The organism is Aeromonas sp. R5-3 (genome assembly GCF_040908225.1).
Classification (GTDB): domain Bacteria; phylum Pseudomonadota; class Gammaproteobacteria; order Enterobacterales; family Aeromonadaceae; genus Aeromonas; species Aeromonas dhakensis.
In genome coordinates this window covers 32,529-52,644 of sequence record NZ_JBFODH010000022.1, presented here as the reverse complement: position 1 = coordinate 52,644, position 20,116 = coordinate 32,529, and the positions used below count along the sequence as shown (strand labels likewise).

Sequence of the window (20,116 nt, the reverse complement as noted above, 5' to 3'; positions counted from 1 at the left end):
TGACTCACCGCCGCCCACCCTGGGCGGCGGTTCTTTATTGCCCCGCCTCGTCTGCCCCCTCTTTCACATAGCTTGCCGCCTGCCAGGTGTTGCGCCCCAAAGATTTGGCACCATACATCAGCTGATCCGCCTGCAGCAGCACTCGTCGGCCCTCTGCCCTCACCTCGGCCGGCACCCACACCGCCCCCGTGCTGATGGAGATGCCAAGCTCCCCGGCGCTGGTCGACAGCTTGCGGCCATTGACCTCCCGCCCGATCCGCTCGGCCCACTGCTGCAGCGTTGCCATGTCGACCACCAGCAGACTGATGCAGAACTCCTCGCCGCCGATGCGGGCGAACAGGGCGCTGGCGGGCAACACCCGCTGCACGCGCTCCACCATGGCCGACAGTACCTCGTCGCCGACCCCGTGCCCGAAGTGATCGTTGATCCCCTTGAAGCGATCGAGATCGAACAGCAGCAGGGCACACGGCTCGCTGCTGCTCAGTCGTTGTTCCAGCAGCGGCAAGAAGGCGCGCCGGTTGAGGATGCCGGTCATGGAGTCGGTGCTGGCGAGACGCTCCAGCCTGGCGTTGGCCTGGATAAGCTCGGCGGTACGGCTCGCCACCGCCCGCCGCAGCTGGATGATGTAGGCCATCAGCACCAGGCCGCCGACGGCCAGCAGCCAGGGCCAGAGATGAGCCGGGTAGACGGTCTCGATATGCATCCACTTGCGGATGATCCGCTCCCGATCCGCCTCGCCGATGTGGGCGAAACCTTGCTCCAGCTCCTGCAGCAGCGCCTGATTGCCCTTGGCGACGGCAAAGCGGACGTCATCGCTGTAGAGGTGGCGCACCGGGATGAAGCGGGTGGGATCCGCCGCGGTGTAGATGTAGAAGTTGGCCACCTGCAGGTCGGCGATGAAGGCTTCCAGTTCGCCGTTCAAGGCCGCGCGCAGCATGGCGTCGTTGTCATCGAAGGTGCGCAGCCGGGTGCGCGGGAAGTTCTTGCCGGCGTAGTACTCCTCGAACCCTCCCGCCACCACCCCCACGCTCTCGTGCAGCAGGTAGTAGTTCACGTCCGAACCGCGCAGGGAGTTGGCGAAGAAGAGCTGGGCGTCGAGGTGGGAGAGGGCCTGGCCATAGTCGTAGACCATATTGCGCTCCGGCGACCAGAGCAGGCCACCATGGACATCGGCCTGGCCGTTGCGAACCAGATCCAGCGAGCTCTGCCAGTCCACCAGCTTGAACTGGATGGGGCGACCGGTGACGCGGCCATACTCGCGCCACAGATCGATCAGCAGGCCATCGGGCTGACCCGCTTCATTGAGATAGGAGAAGGGCTGCCAGGCCTTGGAGTTGGCCACGATGAGCGGTTTGGGCGCTGTGTTCGCCCATGCCGGCAATACCAGCGCCCAGAGCAGCAGCAACCACCCGTATCCGACTCGCCACCTGACTCCCGACTCACCTGCCATCCCTGTACCGACCCTGCTGTTTGGCCGTCTGCGCGGCCATCGATTATCACCATCTTCAGCATAGGAGAACAAGCATGAGCGAGTATGAAACGAGCGTGATGCCGGCCGGACCAGTGCAAGACCAAAAACGAAAAGGGCACCCGCAGGCGCCCTTTTCATCGACTCGTTCGCCCCTCACAGCGGCAGGCTGATGCGAGCCTCCAGCCCGCCCTGCTCCCGGTTGTGCAGGGTCAGTTCGCCCCCATGCTGGTGCACCAGAGTGCGGGCGATGGAGAGCCCCAGCCCTACGCTGCCGGATTCGGTGTTGCGGGCCTCGTCGAGGCGCACGAACGGCTTGAACACATCCTCCAGCCGGGCCGGATCGATGCCGGGCCCCTGATCGCAGACCCGGATCACCAGCTCGCTGTCGGTGCGTTCCAGCGACACCTCGGCGCTGCCGGCATACTTGATGGCGTTGCCGATGAGGTTTTGCAGCACCCGGCGCAGGGTGTTGGCGCGGCAGGCGTAGACCTGCTTGCCCTCTGCCAGACAGGTAACCGGCTGACCTGTGTCGGCATAGTCGTCGCACAGGCTCTCCAGCAGGCTGACCAGGTCCAGCTCCCGGGTCGCCTCCTGCTGCCCCTCCTCCCGGGCAAAGCTGAGGGTGGCCGCCAGCATCTGCTCCATCTGTTGCAGGGTCTGCTGGATCCGCTCCTTGTCCTCCCCCTCGTCCAGGAATTCGGTGCGCAGTCGCAGGCTGGTGATGGGGGTACGCAGATCGTGGGAGATGGCCGCCAGCATGCGGGTACGGTCCTGCACGAAGCGATCGAGCCGGGTGTGCATGCGGTTGAAGGCCTGGATGGACTCACGCACCTCGGTCGGCCCCTCTTCCCGCAGCGGCTCTATGTCCTCGCCGCGGCCGAGCCGGTCCGCGTTGGCGGCCAGCTGCTTGAGCGGCCGGGTGGCACGACGGAACAGCCAGATCATCATGCCGATCACCAGGCTCGCCACCAGCATCAGGTTGAAGGTGGTCTGCCAGGACCAGCTGGCCGACTCCTTGTCCACCAGCGAGCTGAACTGCAGCCAGCCGCCGCGCGGCAGCTGGATGGAGCCGTACAGCCGCATGTCCTGCGGTGGCGGCACCCCCTTGCGGTCCTTCATCATCCGGTTGTGGTGCTGCCAGGCCCGGCTGCGCTGGGCATCCTGCTTGAGCTCGGCGCTGATCTCCACCATCAGGGTCGAGGGGTAACCCAACCGGGAGCGCACCAACTGCTCGAAACGGGGGCTACGGTTGTCCGGCTGCAGCGGCTCGTCGGCGATGCGCAGCAGCAGGGTCTCGCTGCGGCTCGCCTTGAGGATCTCGTCATAGAGGGAGGGGGGCGAGAGGGCCAGCAGCCGCACCACCGAGACGATGCGCTGCATGGCGTTGCGGCTGTTGACGTAGCCGAGCGCCTCCTCCCGATCGGTGCGATAGATCTGGATGCTGAGCAGCTGGATCAGCACCAGCCCGGCCAGCGCTACCAGGATGATCTGGCCGGTCAGCCCCTTGGGCCACAGCTTCGACCAGCCGCGTCTTAACATCCCCACCGCCTTATACCTGGGTCACATCGGCGGCGAACAGGTAACCGCCGCCCCAGATGGTCTTGATAAGCTCCGGATTCTTGGGATCCCGCTCCAGCTTGCGCCGCAGCCGGCTCACCAGGGTATCGATGGCGCGGTCGAACGCCACCGCCTCGCGGCCACGGGCCAGATCCAGCAGCTGATCCCGGCTCAGCACCCGCTGCGGCCGCTCCAGAAAGACCCGCAACAGGTCGAATTCGGCGGTAGAGAGGCTCAGGCCCACCCCTTCCTCATCCACCAGCTCGCGCCGGTTGATGTCGAGGAGCCAGCGATCGAAGCGCAGATCCCGGGTCAAGGCCTCGGCCGCCGGCTGCGGCTCGACCTGGGTGCGGCGCATCACCGCCTTGATGCGGGCCAGCAGCTCGCGCGGATTGAACGGCTTGGCGAGGTAGTCGTCGGCCCCCATCTCCAGCCCTATGATGCGGTCGGTCTCCTCCCCCATGGCGGTAAGCATGATGATGGGCAGGCTGGACTTGGCCCGCAGCTCGCGGCAGAGGGTCAGGCCGTCTTCTCCCGGCATCATTAGATCCAGCACCAGCAGATCGAACTCCCGCTCCTCCAGCAGCCGCTTCATCTCCTTGCCATCGCGGGCACAGCTGACCCGCAGGCCGTGCTGTTCCAGAAAACGCTTCAGCAGATCGCGGATCTCGCTGTGATCGTCGACCACCAGAATGTGGGTGCTGTTTTGATTCATGGGGACCTCCTGTTAGAGCTGGCACGAGTATACGAAAATCCGCCGGGCGGTTTGTGTCAAAGTGTGCCAGATCAGCAAGATGCCACACTCTGCTACAAAAAAGCGGCCGCTCGGCAAAGTTGAGACACAGACCGGCTGTTTACTGTGACCACCCCATCGGTTGCAGGAGCAGACAGGCCATGCTGGCCCTCACCACCCCCTTGCTGCTGGCCTTTGCCGCCAGCGAAGCCCTTGCCAGACAGGCAAGGCGCACATCCGGCCAGACCGACCCGGTGCAAGCCGGCGCCGTCGACGCGGCAGCAGACGATACCGGCGTGCCCGCCGACCAGGCGACCGAGCCCCCTTCGTCATGATGCGCCCCCTCCAGTGCGCACCCTGACCTTCCCGCCGCCCCTGCGGCATCTCATCAAGGAGAATCGACTCATGATCAACAAGACCATGGCCCTGTTCATGCTGGCCGGACTGGCCCACACCGGGCTAGCCCAGGCCGCCCTGCCGGCCGACGTCAGCGTTGCCCCCGGCCTGCTGTTCGTCAACTGGCACGACACCGCCAGCAGCGGCGATGCCCATCCGACCCTGGAGGTCCACAATGCCGCCGGCGACCTGATCAAGCGGGTCCCTGCCCGGCTGAACGGCATGCAGCAGGTACGCCTGCCGATGCGGGCCCAGGGTGACCTGACCCTCAGCCTGGATGGCGAGAGCAGCAGCTATCGGATGCCCTACAACGTCGGTAGCGGTCGCCAGCGCTAAGCCGGCCAGCCTGAAAATACCCCGTCAGCGACCAACGCTGACGGGGTATTTTTATTGCCCGCCCAACATGGGCCCGGTCAATGCCCGGTACAGGGTCATGGTGTCACACTCTGCTACAAAATAGGCTTCAACTGGCAAAGTTCAGACACCTGTCTGGTGTGTAATCAGGGTCAAGGCGAGCAAGCCGACCCCGAACTCAATCCGCAAGGAGATAGACCATGAAAAAACTGACCAAGACTCTGCTGACCGCCACCCTGATCCTTGGCCTGCCGCTTGGCGCCTATGCCGCCAGCGAAGCCGTCAGCACTGCCCAGCCCGGCATGATGACCGACTGCCCGATGGACGGCAGCGGCATGATGGGCGGCAAGCACCATGGCGGCCGCCACGACAAGATGGCCCGCATGCAGAACATGACCCCGGAGCAAATCCAGGCGAACCTGCAGCAGCGTTACGACAAGATCGAAGATCCGGCCAAGAAGGCCGAGTTCGTGAAAAACCTGAATCTGCGTGCCGACGGCATGACCAAGCACGCCGAAGCGATGAAGCAGTTCGCCGAAGCGCACCAGTAATTCGAAAGCAGCAAAAAGGGGCCCGCGGGCCCCTTTTTTCATGCACGTCGTTCAGACTCAGGCCTTGGTCTTGTCGGCCAGGTTCAGGGTCTTGACGGTTTCGCCTTCGAACTTGATGAGCACGGTTTTCTGGGCCACTTCGGACTCCTTGAACAGGCTCTTGGAGGTCTCTGCCAGCATGGGGGAGACCTTGTTCAGGGCGCCCAGATCATAGGTCCACACTTCCAGACCGGCTTCGGTCTTGGTGCTGGCCGGTGCGCCCAGCTTCTCTTTGATGGCCTGCTTGTTGGAGCCGCCTTCCTTGATGTCCAGCGCCTTCTTGATCGCCTCGTTGGAGGCGCTGTCCATGGCGGTGCCGGCCATCTCTTTGGCAGTGCTGGTCACGCTGCTGGTCACTGTGTCGGTCAGGGAGTCCATCAGGCCGGCGTTGGCCATCAGAGGCAGTGCAGTCAGGGCAACCAGGATGCTCTTTTTCATCGTTTCATGTCTCACGGGGTTTAAAGAGCGCGCATCAGACCAGCGTACCCGTACGGAGTCAAGATGAGGCTGAGGTCAAGACGCATTCGGGGGGAAGGATTAGCACCATCCGGCAGCCAGCGGCCTGGCGGGGCGGCCGGCTACTGGCAGATCTGGTTCTTGCCCGTCTGCTTGGCCTGATAGAGGGCCCGATCCATTCTGACCATCAGCTGACCCATGCTCTCGTCCGGCCGGTACTCGGCCAGCCCGAAGCTCATGGTGATGGAAAAGTGCTCACACACCGGCGTCGCCATCAGCAACTGCCGCAGCTTGTCGGCCACCCGCCAGCCATCGGCCAGGCCGGTATTGGGCAGCACCACCATGAACTCGTCCCCGCCCCAGCGGGCAATCAGGTCTATTTCGCGAATGTGGCTGCGCACCAGCGCCACTATGTTGATCAGGGTCTGATCCCCCGCCTGGTGGCCGTGGCTGTCGTTGATCTGCTTGAAGTCGTCCACGTCCATGGCGATGACGGAGAAGGGTTGCTGAAAACGCTTGGCCCGCTCGCACTCCTGCCGAATGGTGCGCTCCAGCCGGTAGCGGCTGGCGGCACCGGTCAGGGCGTCGGTTTCCGCCAGCTGGCGATTCTCCTCCGCCTTCTGCTGCAGCGCCTCGTTGAGCCGCACCAGCTCGGCGGTGCGCAAGGCAATCTGCTGCTCCAGGGTGTGGTTGCGCCGCTCCAGCTGCTCCAGCAGCAGCTTCTGGGCGTGGATGTTGCGGTGAGCGCCGATCATCCGGGCCACAGAACCGTCCGGGTTGCGGGCTATGATGCGGCCGCAATCCTCGATCCAGATGTAGTCGCCGCCGCGGCTGCGGCAGCGATACTCGACCCGGTAGTCGGGGGCGGCGCCGCTCAGGTAGGCGTCGAAGCAGGCCATCACCTGCTCCATGTCGTCGGGATGGATCACGCTCTCCCAGGTGAAGACAGTGTTGCCGAGGGTGTGGGGCTCGTAGCCCAGCATCCGGTACCAGCCGGGATTGCGATAGACGAACCCGGTGTTGGCGTTCCAGTCCCAGATGCCGTCGCTCACCACCGCCAGGATGCCGTGCACCACAGCTTCGCTGACGTCCGAGATCCTGATCGTGTCACTGTCTTGCAGCATAGAGACCATCCTTGCCCTCTCACCCCCAACTGCGGGAAATGCAATCTGATTGAAGAAAAACGACTATGGGGAGACGACTCCCATGAAACCCAACTCTGTCGCGGCCAGCCGGCTCATGGCCCGTCTCCGGTTATCGGCCGCAATCAGGTTCGTCTGAACAACAGTAGCAACCAGTGTGACTCAATACACTAGCCTTTTCCGGTTTTAAAGGCGGGATGATGCCGGTGGCGATAGTGGCTGGGCGCCAGGCCATGCTGGCGTTTGAAGGCGGTAGAGAAGTGGTACTCGTTGCGAAAGCCACACTGCTCGGCCAGCAGCTTTACCGAATCGGCCCGGCTGGCCAGCAACAGCGCAGCCCGTTGCAGCCGCAGCCGTTGCAGCAGCGCCATGGGTGCCAGCGCGAAGTGCTGCTGGCAGAGCCGGTAGAGCTGGCGCTCGGAGAGATGCAGGGCGCTGGCCATGCGCGCTATGTCCCAGGGCTCGGCCAGCGCCTCCTTGAGCAGCAGTTCGAGGCGCAGCGCCAGCCGCTCGCCGCGCCGCTGCCCCTCTCCTTTCTGCAACAGACGGCGCAGATAGAAGCCGAGCTGCTCCACCAGTAGGGCGCTGAGCAGCGGGTCCTGGTGGCGCTCCTGCTCCGCATAGAGGTTCTCGATGGTGCGCAGCAGAGTGGCCTGCTGGGAGGTGCAACCCAACCGGGATTGGCTGGCGAAGGCATCCCAGGGGGAGTCCTTGTGCAGCAGCAGCCACACCAGCTCCCACTCGCTCGACTGCTGGCTCAACGGCTCGCTCGGTGGCTCTCTCAACTGCTCACTAATCGGCTCACTCAGCTGCTCACTAAGCTGCTCTCTCAACTGATAGCAGAGCGGCTCCCCGGCCGGGATCAGAGCCCATTCACCCACCTGCAGCCGCGCCATGCGATCGCCCACCAGCACCTCCCCCTCGCCCCCCAGGGTCAGCAAGAAGCAGTGCATATCGGCAAAGCGGCGCGCGATGCGGTAGCGAGTCTTGAGGCGAGAATAGCCCGCCAGCCACACCTGCTCCTGCGCGAGGGCCGGCAGCAGGCTGTCACAGCAGATCTGCTCGCGGCAGTCGGGGGAGACATCGATAAGCTCGATGTTGGCAGTTTCAGACATCATCAGGACGGACTCAACCATGTCGAAGGGGCAGGCCCCAGCATAGCATTAAGGGCATCAAGTCACAGGAGACCAGCCATGCATATCCATCACGTCGCCATCTGGGCGCAGGATCTGGAGGCGCTCACAACATTCTACTGCACCCTGTTTGGCGGGCAGGCCAATGAGCGTTACCACAATCCAAGCAAACAGTTCAGCTCCTACTTCGTGCGCTTCGAAGGGGGGGCCAGTCTGGAGCTGATGCACACCCCCATCCTGTTTCCGGCGGATCTGCGCCTGCCACACCCGCTGCAGGGGCTGGCCCATATCGCCTTCTCCCTCGGCAGCACAGAGGAGGTGGACAAGATGACCGCCCGCCTCAAGCTGCTCAAGGGCGCCGAGGTCAAACACCTGGACGGCCCCCGCTGGACCGGCGACGGCTATTACGAGAGCACCTTTCTCGACCCGGAAGGCAACCGGCTGGAGTTGACCATCTAATCCCAGAGATCTCCCCTCACCCTGCCCTCTCCCAACGGGAGAGGGGATAAAGCAGCATCGAAGATATGATCGCCAGCCATGTTGATTCGGTTGAAGGAAAAATAGCCAACCAAGTAGGTTCGATTAGCGAAGCGTAATCGGACAGCGTATTTGCTCCCTTCTCCCCTTGCGGGAGAAGGGTCGGGGATGAGGGGGGAGGAAAAAAGAGATTACACGGTAAACGTTGAACGTTGAACTTCGTTCAGCCACCACCTTCGCAACAGCCTGATTGATGCGGGTCTCGAGCAGAAATATATACGGGACTACCAATTGCCAGATCATATCACCTGAGGCGCAACACCATATTTCAGACAGGGTGACACCAGCGCCACTCAATATCATATTCAGAAAAATAAATATTAATTTGGCCCGCGGTACCAAAAACAGCGTCTCAATATTTAATCCTGTCTCTGGCGTGATGCTGCTTTTGATTGTCATCATCGTGTAGCCCCATATCGTGTCGCAACCAGTCTGGCATATTCTCCTGCTTGAATGTGCGAGCCTTGTCGGCCCTTCTGGTCAATATTTTCATGATCGATTCGATCAGATTGCTTCCTGCCGTTTCCATGATAACCTCGCCTTGATTTCGCCGTTTGATTGGACGTCGAGTGTTATTAATCCGGGCCAGGAAGGCCAACGATGAAAGCTAACCAGACACATAAGCGCAAGTTATACATCGCCCAGATCGGTGCCCTGCACACCTTCGAGGCGGCGGCCCGCCACGGCAGCTATTCCCGCGCCGCCGAGGAGCTGTTCATCACCCAGGCGGCGGTCAGCCAGCAGATCCGGGGACTGGAGCAGAGTCTGGGGGTCAAGCTGTTTGTCCGCGAGGGGCGCAACATGCGCCTGACCGAGCGGGGTGCACGCCTGCTCCCCTGGGTCAGCCAGGGCATGGCGGCATTCGAGCAGGGCATGGCCGCCCTCGAGTGTGAACCGCTGGCAGGGGTGCTGAACGTCACCGTCATCCCCTCCTTCGCCAGCCGCTGGCTGATGCCGAGGCTCTGGCGCTTCGTCGAACGCCACCCCGAGGTCGAAGTGCGCCTCAACGCCAATCCCCAGGTGCAACCCATAGGCCGGGGTGGCATGGATCTGGCGATCCGCTACTGCAACCGGGTCGACCCCGAGCTGAGCTCCTGCCTGCTGATCCGGGAGTGCGTCTTTCCGGTCTGCTCGCCGGCCCTGGCCGAGCGGCTGCAGCGTATCGAGGATCTCTACGACACCGTCATCGTCTCCGGGCCCGACTACGCCGGAGTCTCGTGGGAGAAGTGGCTGCAGGAGTCGGGCTATCGGCTCGACCTGAGCCGGATCAAGCGCTTCGAGGTCAACAACAACAGCCTGGCGATCGACATGGTGCTCTCCGGCAAGGGGGTCGCTCTGAGCCGCAACGTGCTGGCGGGGGATCTGATCGCCAGCGGCCTGCTGACCCGCCTCTTCACCAAGAGCTACAACCCCGACAACGACTACCATCTGGTCTGGGATCCCGACTCCCCCCGACTGACCCGGATCCGCTGCTTTACCGACTGGCTCAAGGAGGAGGTCGCCCAGGGCCCCGGCTGCCAACCGGATATGCAGGCCGAACCATAAGCCAGAGGCGGTTGGAGAGTGTGGATATCCGACGACCCGAATATCTGGTTTGTCGAAATCCCGCTTAAGGGGGCCTCCAATTAGGTGATCGTCGGATTACGCGACCATCCGGTTACGCTATTGTCCGATTACGCGACCGTCCGATTACGCTTCGCTAATCGAACCTACAAATGCCGGATAATCCCTTGGTGCGAAAGATATAAAATGATGCCCAACCTCCCTTCTCCCGTTTATTAAAAAAGGAGGAGAAGGGTCGGGGATGAGGGGGAGGAAAAAAGAGATTACGCGGTAAACGTTGGGCTTCGCTACGCTCAGCCACAACCTACACAATCGGTAGGTTGGTGCTGAGCCTGCGAAGCTCAACATACGAGATGTTATTTGTTTTTTGACAATCTTTCTATTTCACCAGATTTTTCTAGGACATACCACATAGCCTGGCCTAAGTTAGTCACATGATATTGCGTTATATATATCGGATTATGTTTTAGTAAACCTAAGTTTGAAAGCTCATATTGATAGTCCTCATCAAATCCCATCGAGATATCAGCATAATATGACCCCATGCATTTAGAAAGAGGCGGGCTATATCTTTGAATTACATTTATTAGACGCTGGAATGTATCTACATCGTATCGTTTCTCACTCAAGCCAATCACCGCTTGAGCAAGCCATTCTGCCCTATTAACGTTCTGAGCATTATCAATAATGAAGATCAGCTCACATCCAAGCTCACTCAGCTTTTCTTTATCTAAAATGTTTTCGTCAACAGCGGTGATGTCATGTTCATTTAACTTACTGATAAATGCTTGCAATTTTTTCGCAAAGATAAGATTAGATATGTCATTTCCTGCTTGGAGTATTTTAAGCACAGAGCCAATGAGAGGAAAATCCTTGAGAACCCCCTCTTTTAAAAAATAATCCAAGGTAAACTCACCTACCTCGGAAAGCATGTCCAAAGCCTTGCCCTTCATATATATTTCTCCAACACTATTACCTCATACCACAATATTCGGTATGTAGAAAGATGATTAGACAACAGCAATCTCCCTTCACCGCCGTCCAACCCATCACTCCCCCAACCTCTGTGCCAATCCCGAATAACGCTCGGTCTTTTTCCGCACGGCCTGTGCCAGCAGGGCGCGATCGCCGTAGAGATCGAGCCGGGCTTTGGCGCGGGTGATGCCGGTGTAGACCAGCTCGCGGGTCAACAGCGGGCTGGGACTGTCCGGTAGTACCAGCACTGTATGGGCAAACTCCGAGCCCTGGGACTTGTGGATGGTCATGGCGTAGACGGTTTCGTGGGGCGGCAGCCGGCTGGGCAAGAGGGCCCGCAGGGTGCCGTCCGGCTGCTCAAACCATACCTTGAGCCGCCCAGTTTCATCGGGCAGGCAGAGCCCCATATCGCCGTTGTAGAGGCCGACCCCGTGGTCGTTGCGCACCACCATCACGGGGCGACCCGCATACCAGTCGCCATCGCGGGCAATCAGGCCAGCCCGTGAGAGGGCCAGTTCCAGCCGCTCATTGAGCCCCAGCACCCCGAACGGGCCGTCACGCAGAGCGCAGAGGATCTGGAAGCCGTTGAACGCCTTGAACACGGCGGCGGGCTCCTCCCCCGCGCGGGCCGCCTTGAGGTAGCTGCCGTAACCGGCCACCCCCTGGGCAATCAACTCGTCGTAGGCCTCCCCCGCCCAGGGATGCAGGCTGATATCCATAAATCCTGCGCCCCAAACCGCCTCCACCGCCGCCGCATCGCCGCCATTGCAGGCGCGCGCCAGCTGGCCGATGCCGGAGTGCTGATCGAAGCGCCAGCTCTTGGCCAGCAAACAGAGGCTGTCACGCACCGGGGCCCCTGCGGGCGTGCCCTGCAGGCGATAGCCGGTCTGGCGGGAGAGCCAGTCCGCCTGCGCGGGGCTGATGCCCTGTTCGATAAAGCTGCAGATATCGCCGAGCACGGCCCCCGCCTCCACCGAGGCGAGCTGATCCTTGTCACCGAGCAGAATGAGGCGAGCGTGGCTTGGCAGCGCGTCCAGCAAGCGCGCCATCATCGGCAGGTCCACCATGGAGGCCTCATCCACCACCAGCAGGTCGAGGTGCAGCGGGTTGCCCGCGTGGTGGCGGAACTGGCTGCGCCCCGGGATAACCCCGAGCAGCCGGTGCAGAGTGCCCGCCTCGGTGGGGATGGCCTCCACCCACTCGGGGGGCAAGTCCAGGGCCTGCAGGGCAGAGCCGATACTCTCGGTCAGACGCGCCGCCGCCTTGCCGGTGGGGGCCACCAGCCGGATCGCCGGGGCCTTGCCCCCTTGCAGGCCGGTCTCCACCAGAATGGCCAGGAGCTTGGCGACCGTGGTGGTCTTGCCGGTGCCGGGGCCGCCGGAGATCACCGCAAAGGGGCGTGCCGCCGCGGTGGCCGCCGCCAGCTTCTGGCCGTTGCAGCAGAGCGCCTCGGGCACCAGCGCATCCAGTTTGTTCAGGTCGTTTGCGGCCTGGGCGCTGGTCAGCAGCCCTTCGATGGCGGGCCACTCCACTTCGTTGGGGAACACCAGATCCAGGTACTTCTCGATAAAGTGGCGGGCCGAGAAGTCGGGGGCGAGGCGGGCCTTGAGCAGGGCCGCGAACACCAGGCCGTAGTCGCGGGCAAAGAGGCGCGACAGGGCCGGGGCGATCTCCGGCCATTCGGCCCTCTCGCTTAACGCACGCAGATGGCGGGCCACCTCTTGCTCGTGATCGTGGTAGCGGGTGAGGTAGAGGCGGCCGTGCCAAAGCCGCAGCGGCCAGCGCGGGGCGAGCCCCTCATCCTGTTCGCTGCCAACCAGCGGGCTTGCCGCAAACAGGGCGGGCCAGCTCGCCGGATCCGCCAGATCGGCCAGCAGATCCCGGCCCTGATCCGGATCCAGCCCGAACGGGCGCAAGGATCCGGCAGATAACATCTCCAGCGGCAGACAGACATGGCCGCGCCCCAGCTCAAAGCAGGCGAGCGCCGCCCCCAGCACCAGCTCGGGGCTGCCGCCCAGATCGGCCACCAGCTTGGCAAATTGCAGATCCAGCTGGCGGATGCGCCCCGCCAGCGCCAGGGTCTTGAGCCGTTCGATCATCATTGCGCTCTTCATGCTTCTACCCCGTTATCCGAAACTTGTGCGAGGGCGGGCGTAGCCCCCTCGCTAAACAGCCGATCCAGCCCCAGCACCAGCTCACGGCTGGGGCGAGTATGGAAGATCCCCCCCTGCGGCATGCCACGCAGGAACAGATAGAAGACCCCGCCAAAGTGCTGGTCGAAGTCGTAGCCCGGCAGACGCAGGGCGAGCAGCCGATGCAGCGCCAGGGAGTAGAGCTGGTATTGCAGATCGTAACGATGCTCCACCATGGCCTGCTCCAGCGCCGGACGGCTGTAGTCGGCCGGGCTCATGCCGAGGTGGTTGGATTTGTAGTCGAGCAGATACCAGCGCCCCTGCCACTCGAACACCAGATCGATAAAGCCCTTGAGCATCCCCTGCACGGTGGCAAAGCTGAGGGGCTTGTTGCCCCGCGACAGCGGGTCGTGCTGCTGGCAGAGGGCGGTCAACGCCGGTGCCGTCACCCGCCCCATGGGCAGGAAGAATTCCAGCTCCACCTGCTTGCGCTCGGGGGCCAGATCCCGCAGCCGCACCGGCTCGCCACTCTCTGCAAGTAACGCGGTTTCAAGCGGCGTATCCAGCACCGCCTCCACCTGCTGTTGCAGCACTTGGGCCCAGCTCTCGTCGAAGCCGTCCTGCGCCAGCAGGGTAGCGATATGCTGTGCCAGCGGCTCGCCGCCCGCGCTTTGAAAGTCGATGGTCTCGAACAGGCTGTGCAGCAAGGTGCCGGGGCGCGCCCCCTTCGGGAAGGTGAAGATGGAGGGCTGGGGCGCCTGCACTGGCTCTTCGGCAGCCAGCGCGGCCGCCTCGGTCACCACTTCGTCATCGAAGCCGGGATTGGCCAGCACCCCCTTGCTGTGACCGTGGCCCTGGGCCGCGAGACCGGTGTAGGAGCTGATCCACCAGTCCCGCTCAAGGGTGCCGCCAAAGCGGCGCACCTGGGGCTCGCCCAGTTGCTCCTCTTCTGCCGGCAGCGGGGCCGGACGGGTGAGCGAGGGCTCACCGACGGCTACCCCGGGCAGCGCCTGCGCCAACTCGGTCAGAGCGGTCGCCAGGGTGGCGGCGTCCCCCTCTTCGCCCTTTTGCAGCAGGTAGCCGATGGCGGTCTGGTGCAGGTCGGTCTTCTCCGACTTGCCATTGCCGGAGCGCACCGGCGCCAGCCCCAACCAGGTGGCGTAGACGCCCCGAGTCAGCGCCACGTAGAGCAGGCGCAGATCCTCGGCGAGGCGCTCCTTGTCGGCCTCTGCGAGAGAATCCTCGTTGCCGGTGAGGTCCAGTATGGTGCGATTGCCCGCTTCATCGGCCTCGTGATAGAGGGGGGTATCGGCGCTGCGGTGGCTGCAGATAAAGGGGAGGAACACCAGCGGGTACTCCAGCCCCTTGGATTTGTGGATGGTGACGATCTGCACCAGCTTGCGCTCGGACTCCAGGCGAAGTATCTGCTCAGCATCCTGGCCGCTCTGGCGGTTTACCGCTTCCCCCAGCCAGCGCAGCAGGGCGTATTCGCCGTCCAGCTCGCTGCTCACTTGCTGGAGCAGCTCCCCCAGATGGAGGAAGTTGGTCAGCCGCCGCTCCCCGTAGGGGCTCGCCAAGAGGGATGCGGCGAGATTGCGCCGGTGCAGCAGGGCCCGCAGCATGGCCAGCACGCCGCGCTTGTGCCAGACCTTGCGGTACTCCATAAACTCCTGCACCGCGCTCTCCCAGGCCCGCTCGTCACTGGCAAGCTCGTCGAGTGCCTTGGCGTCGAGATCGAACAGGCCGGTGGCGAGCGCCGCCCGCAGGCTCCTCTCCTCGCTCGGGTTCTGGCAGGCGTGCAGAATGAGCAGGATCTCCCGCGCCTCCACCTGTTCCAGCACGCTCTCGCGATTCGACAGATACACCGAGGCGATGGCGAGGCGTGCCAGCTCCTGCTGCACTAGCTTGCCCTCGGCACCGGTGCGCACCAGCACGGCAATATCGCCCGCTTTCACCGGCGTCTCGCCGATCAGCGCCTTGTCCTCGCGGGCCAGGGTCAGCAGGCGGTGGATCTCCGCCGCCGTGGCGCGGGCCATCTTGCTCTGGTAGTCCCCCCGGTTGAAGGTGGGCTGGCCGGTGAGCTGCCAGCAGTGCAGCACGGGGGCGGTTTCACCGTCGAGGCGCAGCGCCTTGCTCTTGCCCTGCGCCTCCACCGGCAGGAAGGGGATATCCGCCTCGTAGATAAAGGGATCCTTGGCCTGCTCGAACAGGCCGTTGACCGCGGCCACCAGGGCGCCGCTGGAGCGCCAGTTGCGCCCCAGGGTGTAGTGGGCGCTCACATTTCGCCGCGCCTGAATGTAGGTGAAGATGTCGGCGCCGCGAAAGCCGTAAATGGCCTGCTTGGGGTCACCGATCATCAGCAGCGCCGTGTCCTGGTGGCCGCCGTACAGCCGATGGAAGATACGGTACTGCTGGGGGTCGGTATCCTGGAATTCATCGATCATCGCCACCCGATAGGTGGCGCGAATGCGCTCGCAGAGCCGCTCGCCAAGGCTGGAACCCAGCGCACCGTCGAGGTCTTTGAGCAGATCGTCGAACGAGAGCTGATGAGCCTGGCGCTTGCTGGTCTGCATCCGGCTGCGCACCACCACGGCGGCCCGCTGCAGGATAAGATCGCGGATGCCGGGGCGACTCGCCAGCAGCTCGTCGATCTCGTTGAACAGCGGCAGGGTCGGCACGTCGCCCCCCTTCTTGAGGTTCGCCTCCAGCACCGTCTGGCCGAAGCGCTCCAGCTCCTTGGGAATGGCGTAGCCGCTGGCATCAATCTGCGCCCAGTCGGCTATCTTGGCGAGCCACCCCTCGTAGTTCTTGCCGGTGTAGCGGCTGATATGGCCGTCGGTCTGGCGGCGGATCTCGTCCACCTGCGCCAGCCAGGCCTCCTTCACCGCCTCGATGCGACCCATGGCCGCCTGATGGCGGGCGGCCAGGGTCTCGTCCCCTGCCGGCGGGCGCATCTCCAGCTCGCTGTTGTCGAGCCAACCGTTCATCTCCCGCAGCAGGGCGGCGGGGCTCGGCCAGAGCGCGCGTACCGCGCTGGCCAGGGTTTTATCCACCGGATAGAACTCGGCGCGCCAGTAGTCGCTCACCGCCTGCAGCCTGAGCTGGCTGTCATCGGTGAGAAATTCGGTTTCGAAGAGGGCGCCCGACTCGAAGGCGTTCTGTTTCAGCATCCGCTGGCAGAAGCCGTGGATGGTGAAGACGGCCGCCTCGTCCATCTGCCGCTCGGCGGCCAGCAGGCGGCGGGCCGCCAGCTCGTGATCCTCCACCTCCTCCAGCAGCTGGGCCAGCAGGGTATCGCCGCTTTGCCCACGCATAAAGGCGAGGCGCGCCTCGTGGATGCGGCCGCGGATCCGCCCGCGCAGCTCGGCGGTGGCCGCCTCGGTAAAGGTCACCACCAGGATCTCGGTCACCGACAGGGGCCGCTCGTGGGCGCTGGGCTGACCGGCGTCTTCCCCTTCTTCGATGAGCGGGCCGTGGCCCAGCAAGAGGCGCAGATAGAGACCGGCGATGGTGTAGGTCTTGCCGGTGCCGGCAGAGGCCTCGATCAGCCGCTCGCCATGGAGGGGAAAACGCAGGGTATTGAGCGGATTGGCCATTATTGCAACTCCTCCAGCGCCTTGAGCAGCGGGGTCAGGTGTTCGCGGGCCAGCGTCTGCAGCTGGGCCAGCACCTCGTCATCGAGTTCCGGGAAGCAGCGGGCGACGTAGACGTCCTGCCCCTCCCCCGTCACCATGTAGCCGCCGTTGAAGCGGGCGAGGGCCGCCTTGTCGGCGGCCTCCGGTTTCTCCGGATCCTTCTCGATCCCCTTGATCCACTCCCAGGCGGTGCTGGGGAAGAACGGCAGCGGCCGCTTCATCCCCTGCATCCAGAGGGCCACCAGCGCCGCCAACTTGGGCCGAGCCTCGTCTGCCGGGAGCCTGGCCAGGCGCAGGCTCTGCTTGGCGTCGAACAGCAGGGTGTCGCCGGGGGCATCACTCAGGGAGAGGCAAAGGTGCTGGATCCAGCCCAGCAGCAGATCCTTGCCGTTGAAGCTGCCGGGTTTGATCACCAGCAAGCGCCCCTTCTGGGTGTCGATCCACCCCTGCAACTGGCCCTGGGTCAGGGAGATATCGATCTCCACCGCCTGTTTGTCCGCCTCATTGGCCGCCACCCAGGGACGTAGCCTCTCCGCCAGCTTGCCCATCTCGGCGTCCAGATCGTCCAGCAGCAGGCTGCCGAACCAGCCCTGGGGCAGCAGGCCGGAGAGCTGCAGGCGCTGGCGACGCTCCTCACTTTCCCCCTGTGCCAGATGGGCATCGAGCAGCAGCGCCTTGAGCTGGTAGTGCTGCAGGCCGTCCAGCTCGAACGGCTCGCTGTCCTCGATCTCGGCCTCGTCCAGCTCGAACCACACCTTGAGGCGGCGGTTGAGGAAATACTTGGCGGGCTGGCGATAGAAGCGCAGCAGCTCCGCCAGCTCCAGCCCCTGCTCCTTGCCCCATTCGGGGGGCAGCGGCAGCTCGCCGCTCTGGAAGTTGGCGGCCCCGCGCTGCGGGCTCAGGGCCGGCAGCCAGTCGGCGGCATAGGTGAAGAGGCCGGAGCCTGCCTCTGGATAGAAGTAGCTGCGACTGTAGGGGGTGAGCGGGTGTTCGACGATCAGGTGTTCGAGCAGCCGCTTGCCGGACGTCTCGTCATCTAGGCCCTCATCCCCCGCCAGCACGAAGCCCTGGCGCACATAGTCGATGAGTTCGGCCAGCAGCACGGAGGGCACCTTCTCGCTGTTGTCCTGGGCACTGAAGCCCTGATAGCTGATGTAGAGCCCCTGCTGAGCGCTCAGCAGCGCCTCTAGGAAGAGGTAGCGGTCATCGTCGCGGCGCGAGCGATCCCCGCGCCGGCCGGCCACCGCCATCAGGTCGAACCCCATGGGGGGCAGGGTGCGCGGGTAGACGCCATCGTTCATGCCGAGCAGGCAGACCTGCTTGAAGGGGATGGAGCGCATCGGCATCAGGGTGCAGAAGTTGACCTGACCGGCGAGGAAGCGCTGGCTGGAGCGGGACTCCCCCAGCACGCTGCCGAGGTGATCCTGCAGCAAATCGGCACTGATGGGCTGCTCGAAGCGGGCCTCGCCGAGCTGGGCGAGCCAGTCCGCCAGCTGGCTGCGAATAAGCTGCAGCTGGCGCTCTTCATCCTCGTCGGCCTGATAGAAGCGCTCCAGCAGTTCGTTGAGGCAGGCGATCCACTCGGGTAGCGACTGCGCCTGTTGCAGGCGGGGCAGAAATTCCGCCAGGGAGTCGACAAACCAGGCGAGCTTGCCGAGCGCCAGCCCCTGCTGCCCCTCGATATCGGCGTAGGGCAGGATGCCCGCCACCGGCTCGCCATCCCCCATGGCAAAGCCGAGCAGCATGCGGCGCAGGCCGAACAGCCAGCTGTTGCCAGAGAGGCGCGGCAGATCGAAGCGCTCCGGGTAGCCGTCATCCAGCCCCCAGCGGATGCCGGTCTCCTGCACCCAGCGCCGCAGCTGGTTGAATTCGTCGTCATCGAGCTCGAAGCGGCGCAGCACGGCGGGCACCTCGAGGATGGCGAGCAGCTCGCCGGCCCCCAGCCGGGCGTTGGGGAGTCTCAGCAGGGCGAGGAAGCTCTGCAGCAGCGGGCTCTCCTGGCTCGCCGCCCGATCGGACACCGCGAAGGGGATCTGGCCTCTCGCCCCGAACACCGCCTGGATATAGGGACCGTAGCTGTTCACATCCGGCATCATCACCACCACGTCTTTCGGGGTGAGGGTGGGGTCTTGCTCGAACAGCGCCAGCAGCCGGTCGTGCAGCACCTCGAGCTCCCGCATCGGGCCGTGACAGGCGTGGATCTGCAGGGAGCCATCGGCCGGATCTATGGGGCTCTTGTGATGGCTGCTGTCGAGATCGAACTGACCGGCCCCCCGTTCGGCCAGCTCCAGCACATCCTTCTGGATGGCGCGCAGCAAGCTGGTATCGTCGATATCGACAAAGGCCTCGATCTGCGGCACCTCCAGCTCCATCAGCTGGTGCAGGTAGTCGCGCCCCAGCTTGCCCATGGAGGCGAGCAGCGGGTTGGCGGGGCCCTGCAGGGTGTCGAGATCGGTACCGGGCTTGAGCTTGTTTTCGAGGCGCGCCAGGGTCTTGCGATCGAGCAGGTCCCCCCAGTAGTAGCGGCAGGGGTTGGTGACGAACAGGTGCACCTCCACCTCATCCCGGCTGCCGAGGGCCAGCAGCGCCTCCACATAGCGCGGCGGCAGCGCCGAGATGCCGAACACGAAGACCCGCCGGGGCAGCTTGCCCGGCAGCTCGGCGGTGCGCTCCAGCTCGTGGATAAACTCCTCGTAGAGGTTGGCACGGTGGTAGCCGCTGGGGGCCAGCGCCAGGGTGCGAGCCACCAGCTCGCGCCAGAGCTCCGGCTGCCAATCCTGACCGCTCACCCCGGCCAGCTCCTGGCTCAACCCTTCCCCCTGTTCCCAGCGGGCGATCCAGTCCGGCCGATAGACCAGATACTGGTCGAACAGATCCGCCACCTTCTGGCAGAGCTGCCACAGCCGCACCTGCTCGGGCGCCTTGGCGGGATCCTGCAATGACTCCGCGTCATCCCCGCCCAGATAGGCGGCCAGCGGCGCAAAGGCGGGGCGGTCGAGCAGGGCGGGCAAGATGGTCATCAGCTGCCAGCTCATGGAACCCTTGTTGTAGGGGCTCTGGCGCGGCACGTCCGCCAGCACCCGGGTGAACATTTCCCAGATAAAGCTGGCGGGCAGCGGAAAGTCGATATTGGCGGCGATGCCGAAGGCCTTGGCCAGCTCCAGCTTGAGCCACTGGGCCATGCCCGGGCTCTGCACCAGGATCTGCTCGCGCTCGAAGGGGTGAGCGAGGGGGGTCTGCCGGATGCGGCTCACCAGCAACTCTTTGAGCAGATCCAGCTGATTGGAGTGGTAGAGGGTAAACATGGGCAATTCCCGCCAGTGCAAAAGAGGGGTCAGCGCGGGAAAACCTCAAGGATCCCCGTCACGTCACAGGTATCGGGATTGTCGGGGATCGGGGGATAAGATGCAAAAGGCGCTTGTTGTCGCCGATCACGTCGCCG

The 20,116-nt window shown here is 63.8% G+C and carries 15 protein-coding genes; 5 read left to right on the top strand and 10 right to left on the bottom strand.

Annotated features, from left to right (window positions below):
- Nucleotides 1–34: 34 nt before the first annotated feature.
- The 3 genes from AB5Y95_RS14530 to AB5Y95_RS14520 form a co-directional block, all read right to left on the bottom strand.
- Nucleotides 35–1,522, bottom strand: coding sequence for a transporter substrate-binding domain-containing protein (locus AB5Y95_RS14530; protein ID WP_368161473.1), 1,488 nt, complete (start codon nucleotides 1,520–1,522; stop codon nucleotides 35–37).
- A gap of 102 nt (nucleotides 1,523–1,624) precedes the next feature.
- A complete protein-coding gene (locus tag AB5Y95_RS14525; protein WP_005306091.1) occupies nucleotides 1,625–3,010 on the bottom strand; it encodes an ATP-binding protein in 1,386 nt (461 codons plus the stop codon).
- 10 nt (nucleotides 3,011–3,020) lie between these two features.
- Nucleotides 3,021–3,743 carry a response regulator gene (locus AB5Y95_RS14520; RefSeq protein ID WP_017782167.1) on the bottom strand — a complete coding sequence of 241 codons (723 nt, stop codon included), beginning with the start codon at nucleotides 3,741–3,743 and terminating at the stop codon, nucleotides 3,021–3,023.
- A 179-nt stretch (nucleotides 3,744–3,922) separates the two neighbouring features.
- On the opposite strand from AB5Y95_RS14520, the gene AB5Y95_RS14515 reads away from it, so the two are divergent.
- From AB5Y95_RS14515 to AB5Y95_RS14505, 3 genes are all read left to right on the top strand, one after another.
- Entirely contained in the window at nucleotides 3,923–4,096 is a 174-nt protein-coding gene (locus tag AB5Y95_RS14515; RefSeq protein WP_005306098.1) for a hypothetical protein, read from the top strand.
- Nucleotides 4,097–4,166: 70 nt separating this feature from the next.
- A complete protein-coding gene (locus AB5Y95_RS14510; protein ID WP_126880664.1) occupies nucleotides 4,167–4,493 on the top strand; it encodes a hypothetical protein in 327 nt (108 codons plus the stop codon).
- Between the two features lie 218 nt (nucleotides 4,494–4,711).
- Nucleotides 4,712–5,062, top strand: a complete 351-nt coding sequence (locus AB5Y95_RS14505; RefSeq protein ID WP_005306105.1) for a hypothetical protein — start codon at nucleotides 4,712–4,714, stop codon at nucleotides 5,060–5,062.
- A gap of 57 nt (nucleotides 5,063–5,119) precedes the next feature.
- Here AB5Y95_RS14505 and AB5Y95_RS14500 read toward each other — a convergent pair whose 3' ends face one another.
- From AB5Y95_RS14500 to AB5Y95_RS14490, 3 genes are all read right to left on the bottom strand, one after another.
- Nucleotides 5,120–5,539, bottom strand: a complete 420-nt coding sequence (locus AB5Y95_RS14500) for a hypothetical protein (protein WP_005306108.1) — start codon at nucleotides 5,537–5,539, stop codon at nucleotides 5,120–5,122.
- A 140-nt stretch (nucleotides 5,540–5,679) separates the two neighbouring features.
- On the bottom strand, nucleotides 5,680–6,681 hold the full coding sequence (locus AB5Y95_RS14495) for a diguanylate cyclase (RefSeq protein WP_368161472.1): 1,002 nt from the start codon (nucleotides 6,679–6,681) through the stop codon (nucleotides 5,680–5,682).
- 188 nt (nucleotides 6,682–6,869) lie between these two features.
- The gene (locus AB5Y95_RS14490) at nucleotides 6,870–7,817 is read right to left on the bottom strand and encodes a helix-turn-helix transcriptional regulator (protein ID WP_368161471.1); all 948 of its coding nucleotides are present in this window, start codon (nucleotides 7,815–7,817) and stop codon (nucleotides 6,870–6,872) included.
- 75 nt (nucleotides 7,818–7,892) lie between these two features.
- Here AB5Y95_RS14490 and AB5Y95_RS14485 point away from each other — a divergent pair, with 75 nt between their 5' ends.
- Nucleotides 7,893–8,291 (top strand): VOC family protein, encoded by a 399-nt coding sequence (locus tag AB5Y95_RS14485; protein WP_021466292.1) that lies wholly within the window; start codon nucleotides 7,893–7,895, stop codon nucleotides 8,289–8,291.
- A gap of 678 nt (nucleotides 8,292–8,969) precedes the next feature.
- The gene (locus tag AB5Y95_RS14480; RefSeq protein WP_126880666.1) at nucleotides 8,970–9,914 is read left to right on the top strand and encodes a LysR substrate-binding domain-containing protein; all 945 of its coding nucleotides are present in this window, start codon (nucleotides 8,970–8,972) and stop codon (nucleotides 9,912–9,914) included.
- A gap of 374 nt (nucleotides 9,915–10,288) precedes the next feature.
- On the opposite strand, the gene AB5Y95_RS14475 is transcribed toward AB5Y95_RS14480, so the two are convergent.
- The 4 genes from AB5Y95_RS14475 to recC all read right to left on the bottom strand — a co-directional run bounded on the left by AB5Y95_RS14475 (nucleotide 10,289) and on the right by recC (nucleotide 19,979).
- Nucleotides 10,289–10,885 carry a hypothetical protein gene (locus AB5Y95_RS14475; protein WP_042006072.1) on the bottom strand — a complete coding sequence of 199 codons (597 nt, stop codon included), beginning with the start codon at nucleotides 10,883–10,885 and terminating at the stop codon, nucleotides 10,289–10,291.
- Between the two features lie 96 nt (nucleotides 10,886–10,981).
- Nucleotides 10,982–13,021, bottom strand: coding sequence for an exodeoxyribonuclease V subunit alpha (gene recD, locus AB5Y95_RS14470; RefSeq protein WP_368161470.1), 2,040 nt, complete (start codon nucleotides 13,019–13,021; stop codon nucleotides 10,982–10,984).
- Complete coding sequence (gene recB / locus AB5Y95_RS14465; RefSeq protein WP_368161469.1) at nucleotides 13,018–16,635, bottom strand: exodeoxyribonuclease V subunit beta; 3,618 nt, start codon at nucleotides 16,633–16,635, stop codon at nucleotides 13,018–13,020. Before recB ends, recD begins: the two co-directional genes overlap by 4 nt.
- The gene (gene recC, locus AB5Y95_RS14460; RefSeq protein ID WP_368161468.1) at nucleotides 16,635–19,979 is read right to left on the bottom strand and encodes an exodeoxyribonuclease V subunit gamma; all 3,345 of its coding nucleotides are present in this window, start codon (nucleotides 19,977–19,979) and stop codon (nucleotides 16,635–16,637) included. Before recC ends, recB begins: the two co-directional genes overlap by 1 nt.
- Between the last annotated feature and the right edge of the window lie 137 nt (nucleotides 19,980–20,116).

Excerpts from the sequence above, each read along its gene's own strand:
- recC (WP_368161468.1), bottom strand. The coding sequence starts at position 19,979 with ATGTTTACCCTCTACCACTCCAATCAGCTGGATCTGCTCAAAGAGTTG.
- AB5Y95_RS14500 (WP_005306108.1), bottom strand. The coding sequence starts at position 5,539 with ATGAAAAAGAGCATCCTGGTTGCCCTGACTGCACTGCCTCTGATGGCC.
- recD (WP_368161470.1), bottom strand. The coding sequence starts at position 13,021 with ATGAAGAGCGCAATGATGATCGAACGGCTCAAGACCCTGGCGCTGGCG.
- AB5Y95_RS14520 (WP_017782167.1), bottom strand. The coding sequence starts at position 3,743 with ATGAATCAAAACAGCACCCACATTCTGGTGGTCGACGATCACAGCGAG.
- AB5Y95_RS14525 (WP_005306091.1), bottom strand. The coding sequence starts at position 3,010 with ATGTTAAGACGCGGCTGGTCGAAGCTGTGGCCCAAGGGGCTGACCGGC.
- AB5Y95_RS14505 (WP_005306105.1), top strand. The coding sequence starts at position 4,712 with ATGAAAAAACTGACCAAGACTCTGCTGACCGCCACCCTGATCCTTGGC.
- AB5Y95_RS14510 (WP_126880664.1), top strand. The coding sequence starts at position 4,167 with ATGATCAACAAGACCATGGCCCTGTTCATGCTGGCCGGACTGGCCCAC.
- AB5Y95_RS14485 (WP_021466292.1), top strand. The coding sequence starts at position 7,893 with ATGCATATCCATCACGTCGCCATCTGGGCGCAGGATCTGGAGGCGCTC.
- recB (WP_368161469.1), bottom strand. The coding sequence starts at position 16,635 with ATGGCCAATCCGCTCAATACCCTGCGTTTTCCCCTCCATGGCGAGCGG.
- AB5Y95_RS14495 (WP_368161472.1), bottom strand. The coding sequence starts at position 6,681 with ATGCTGCAAGACAGTGACACGATCAGGATCTCGGACGTCAGCGAAGCT.
- AB5Y95_RS14480 (WP_126880666.1), top strand. The coding sequence starts at position 8,970 with ATGAAAGCTAACCAGACACATAAGCGCAAGTTATACATCGCCCAGATC.
- AB5Y95_RS14490 (WP_368161471.1), bottom strand. The coding sequence starts at position 7,817 with ATGATGTCTGAAACTGCCAACATCGAGCTTATCGATGTCTCCCCCGAC.
- AB5Y95_RS14515 (WP_005306098.1), top strand. The coding sequence starts at position 3,923 with ATGCTGGCCCTCACCACCCCCTTGCTGCTGGCCTTTGCCGCCAGCGAA.
- AB5Y95_RS14475 (WP_042006072.1), bottom strand. The coding sequence starts at position 10,885 with ATGAAGGGCAAGGCTTTGGACATGCTTTCCGAGGTAGGTGAGTTTACC.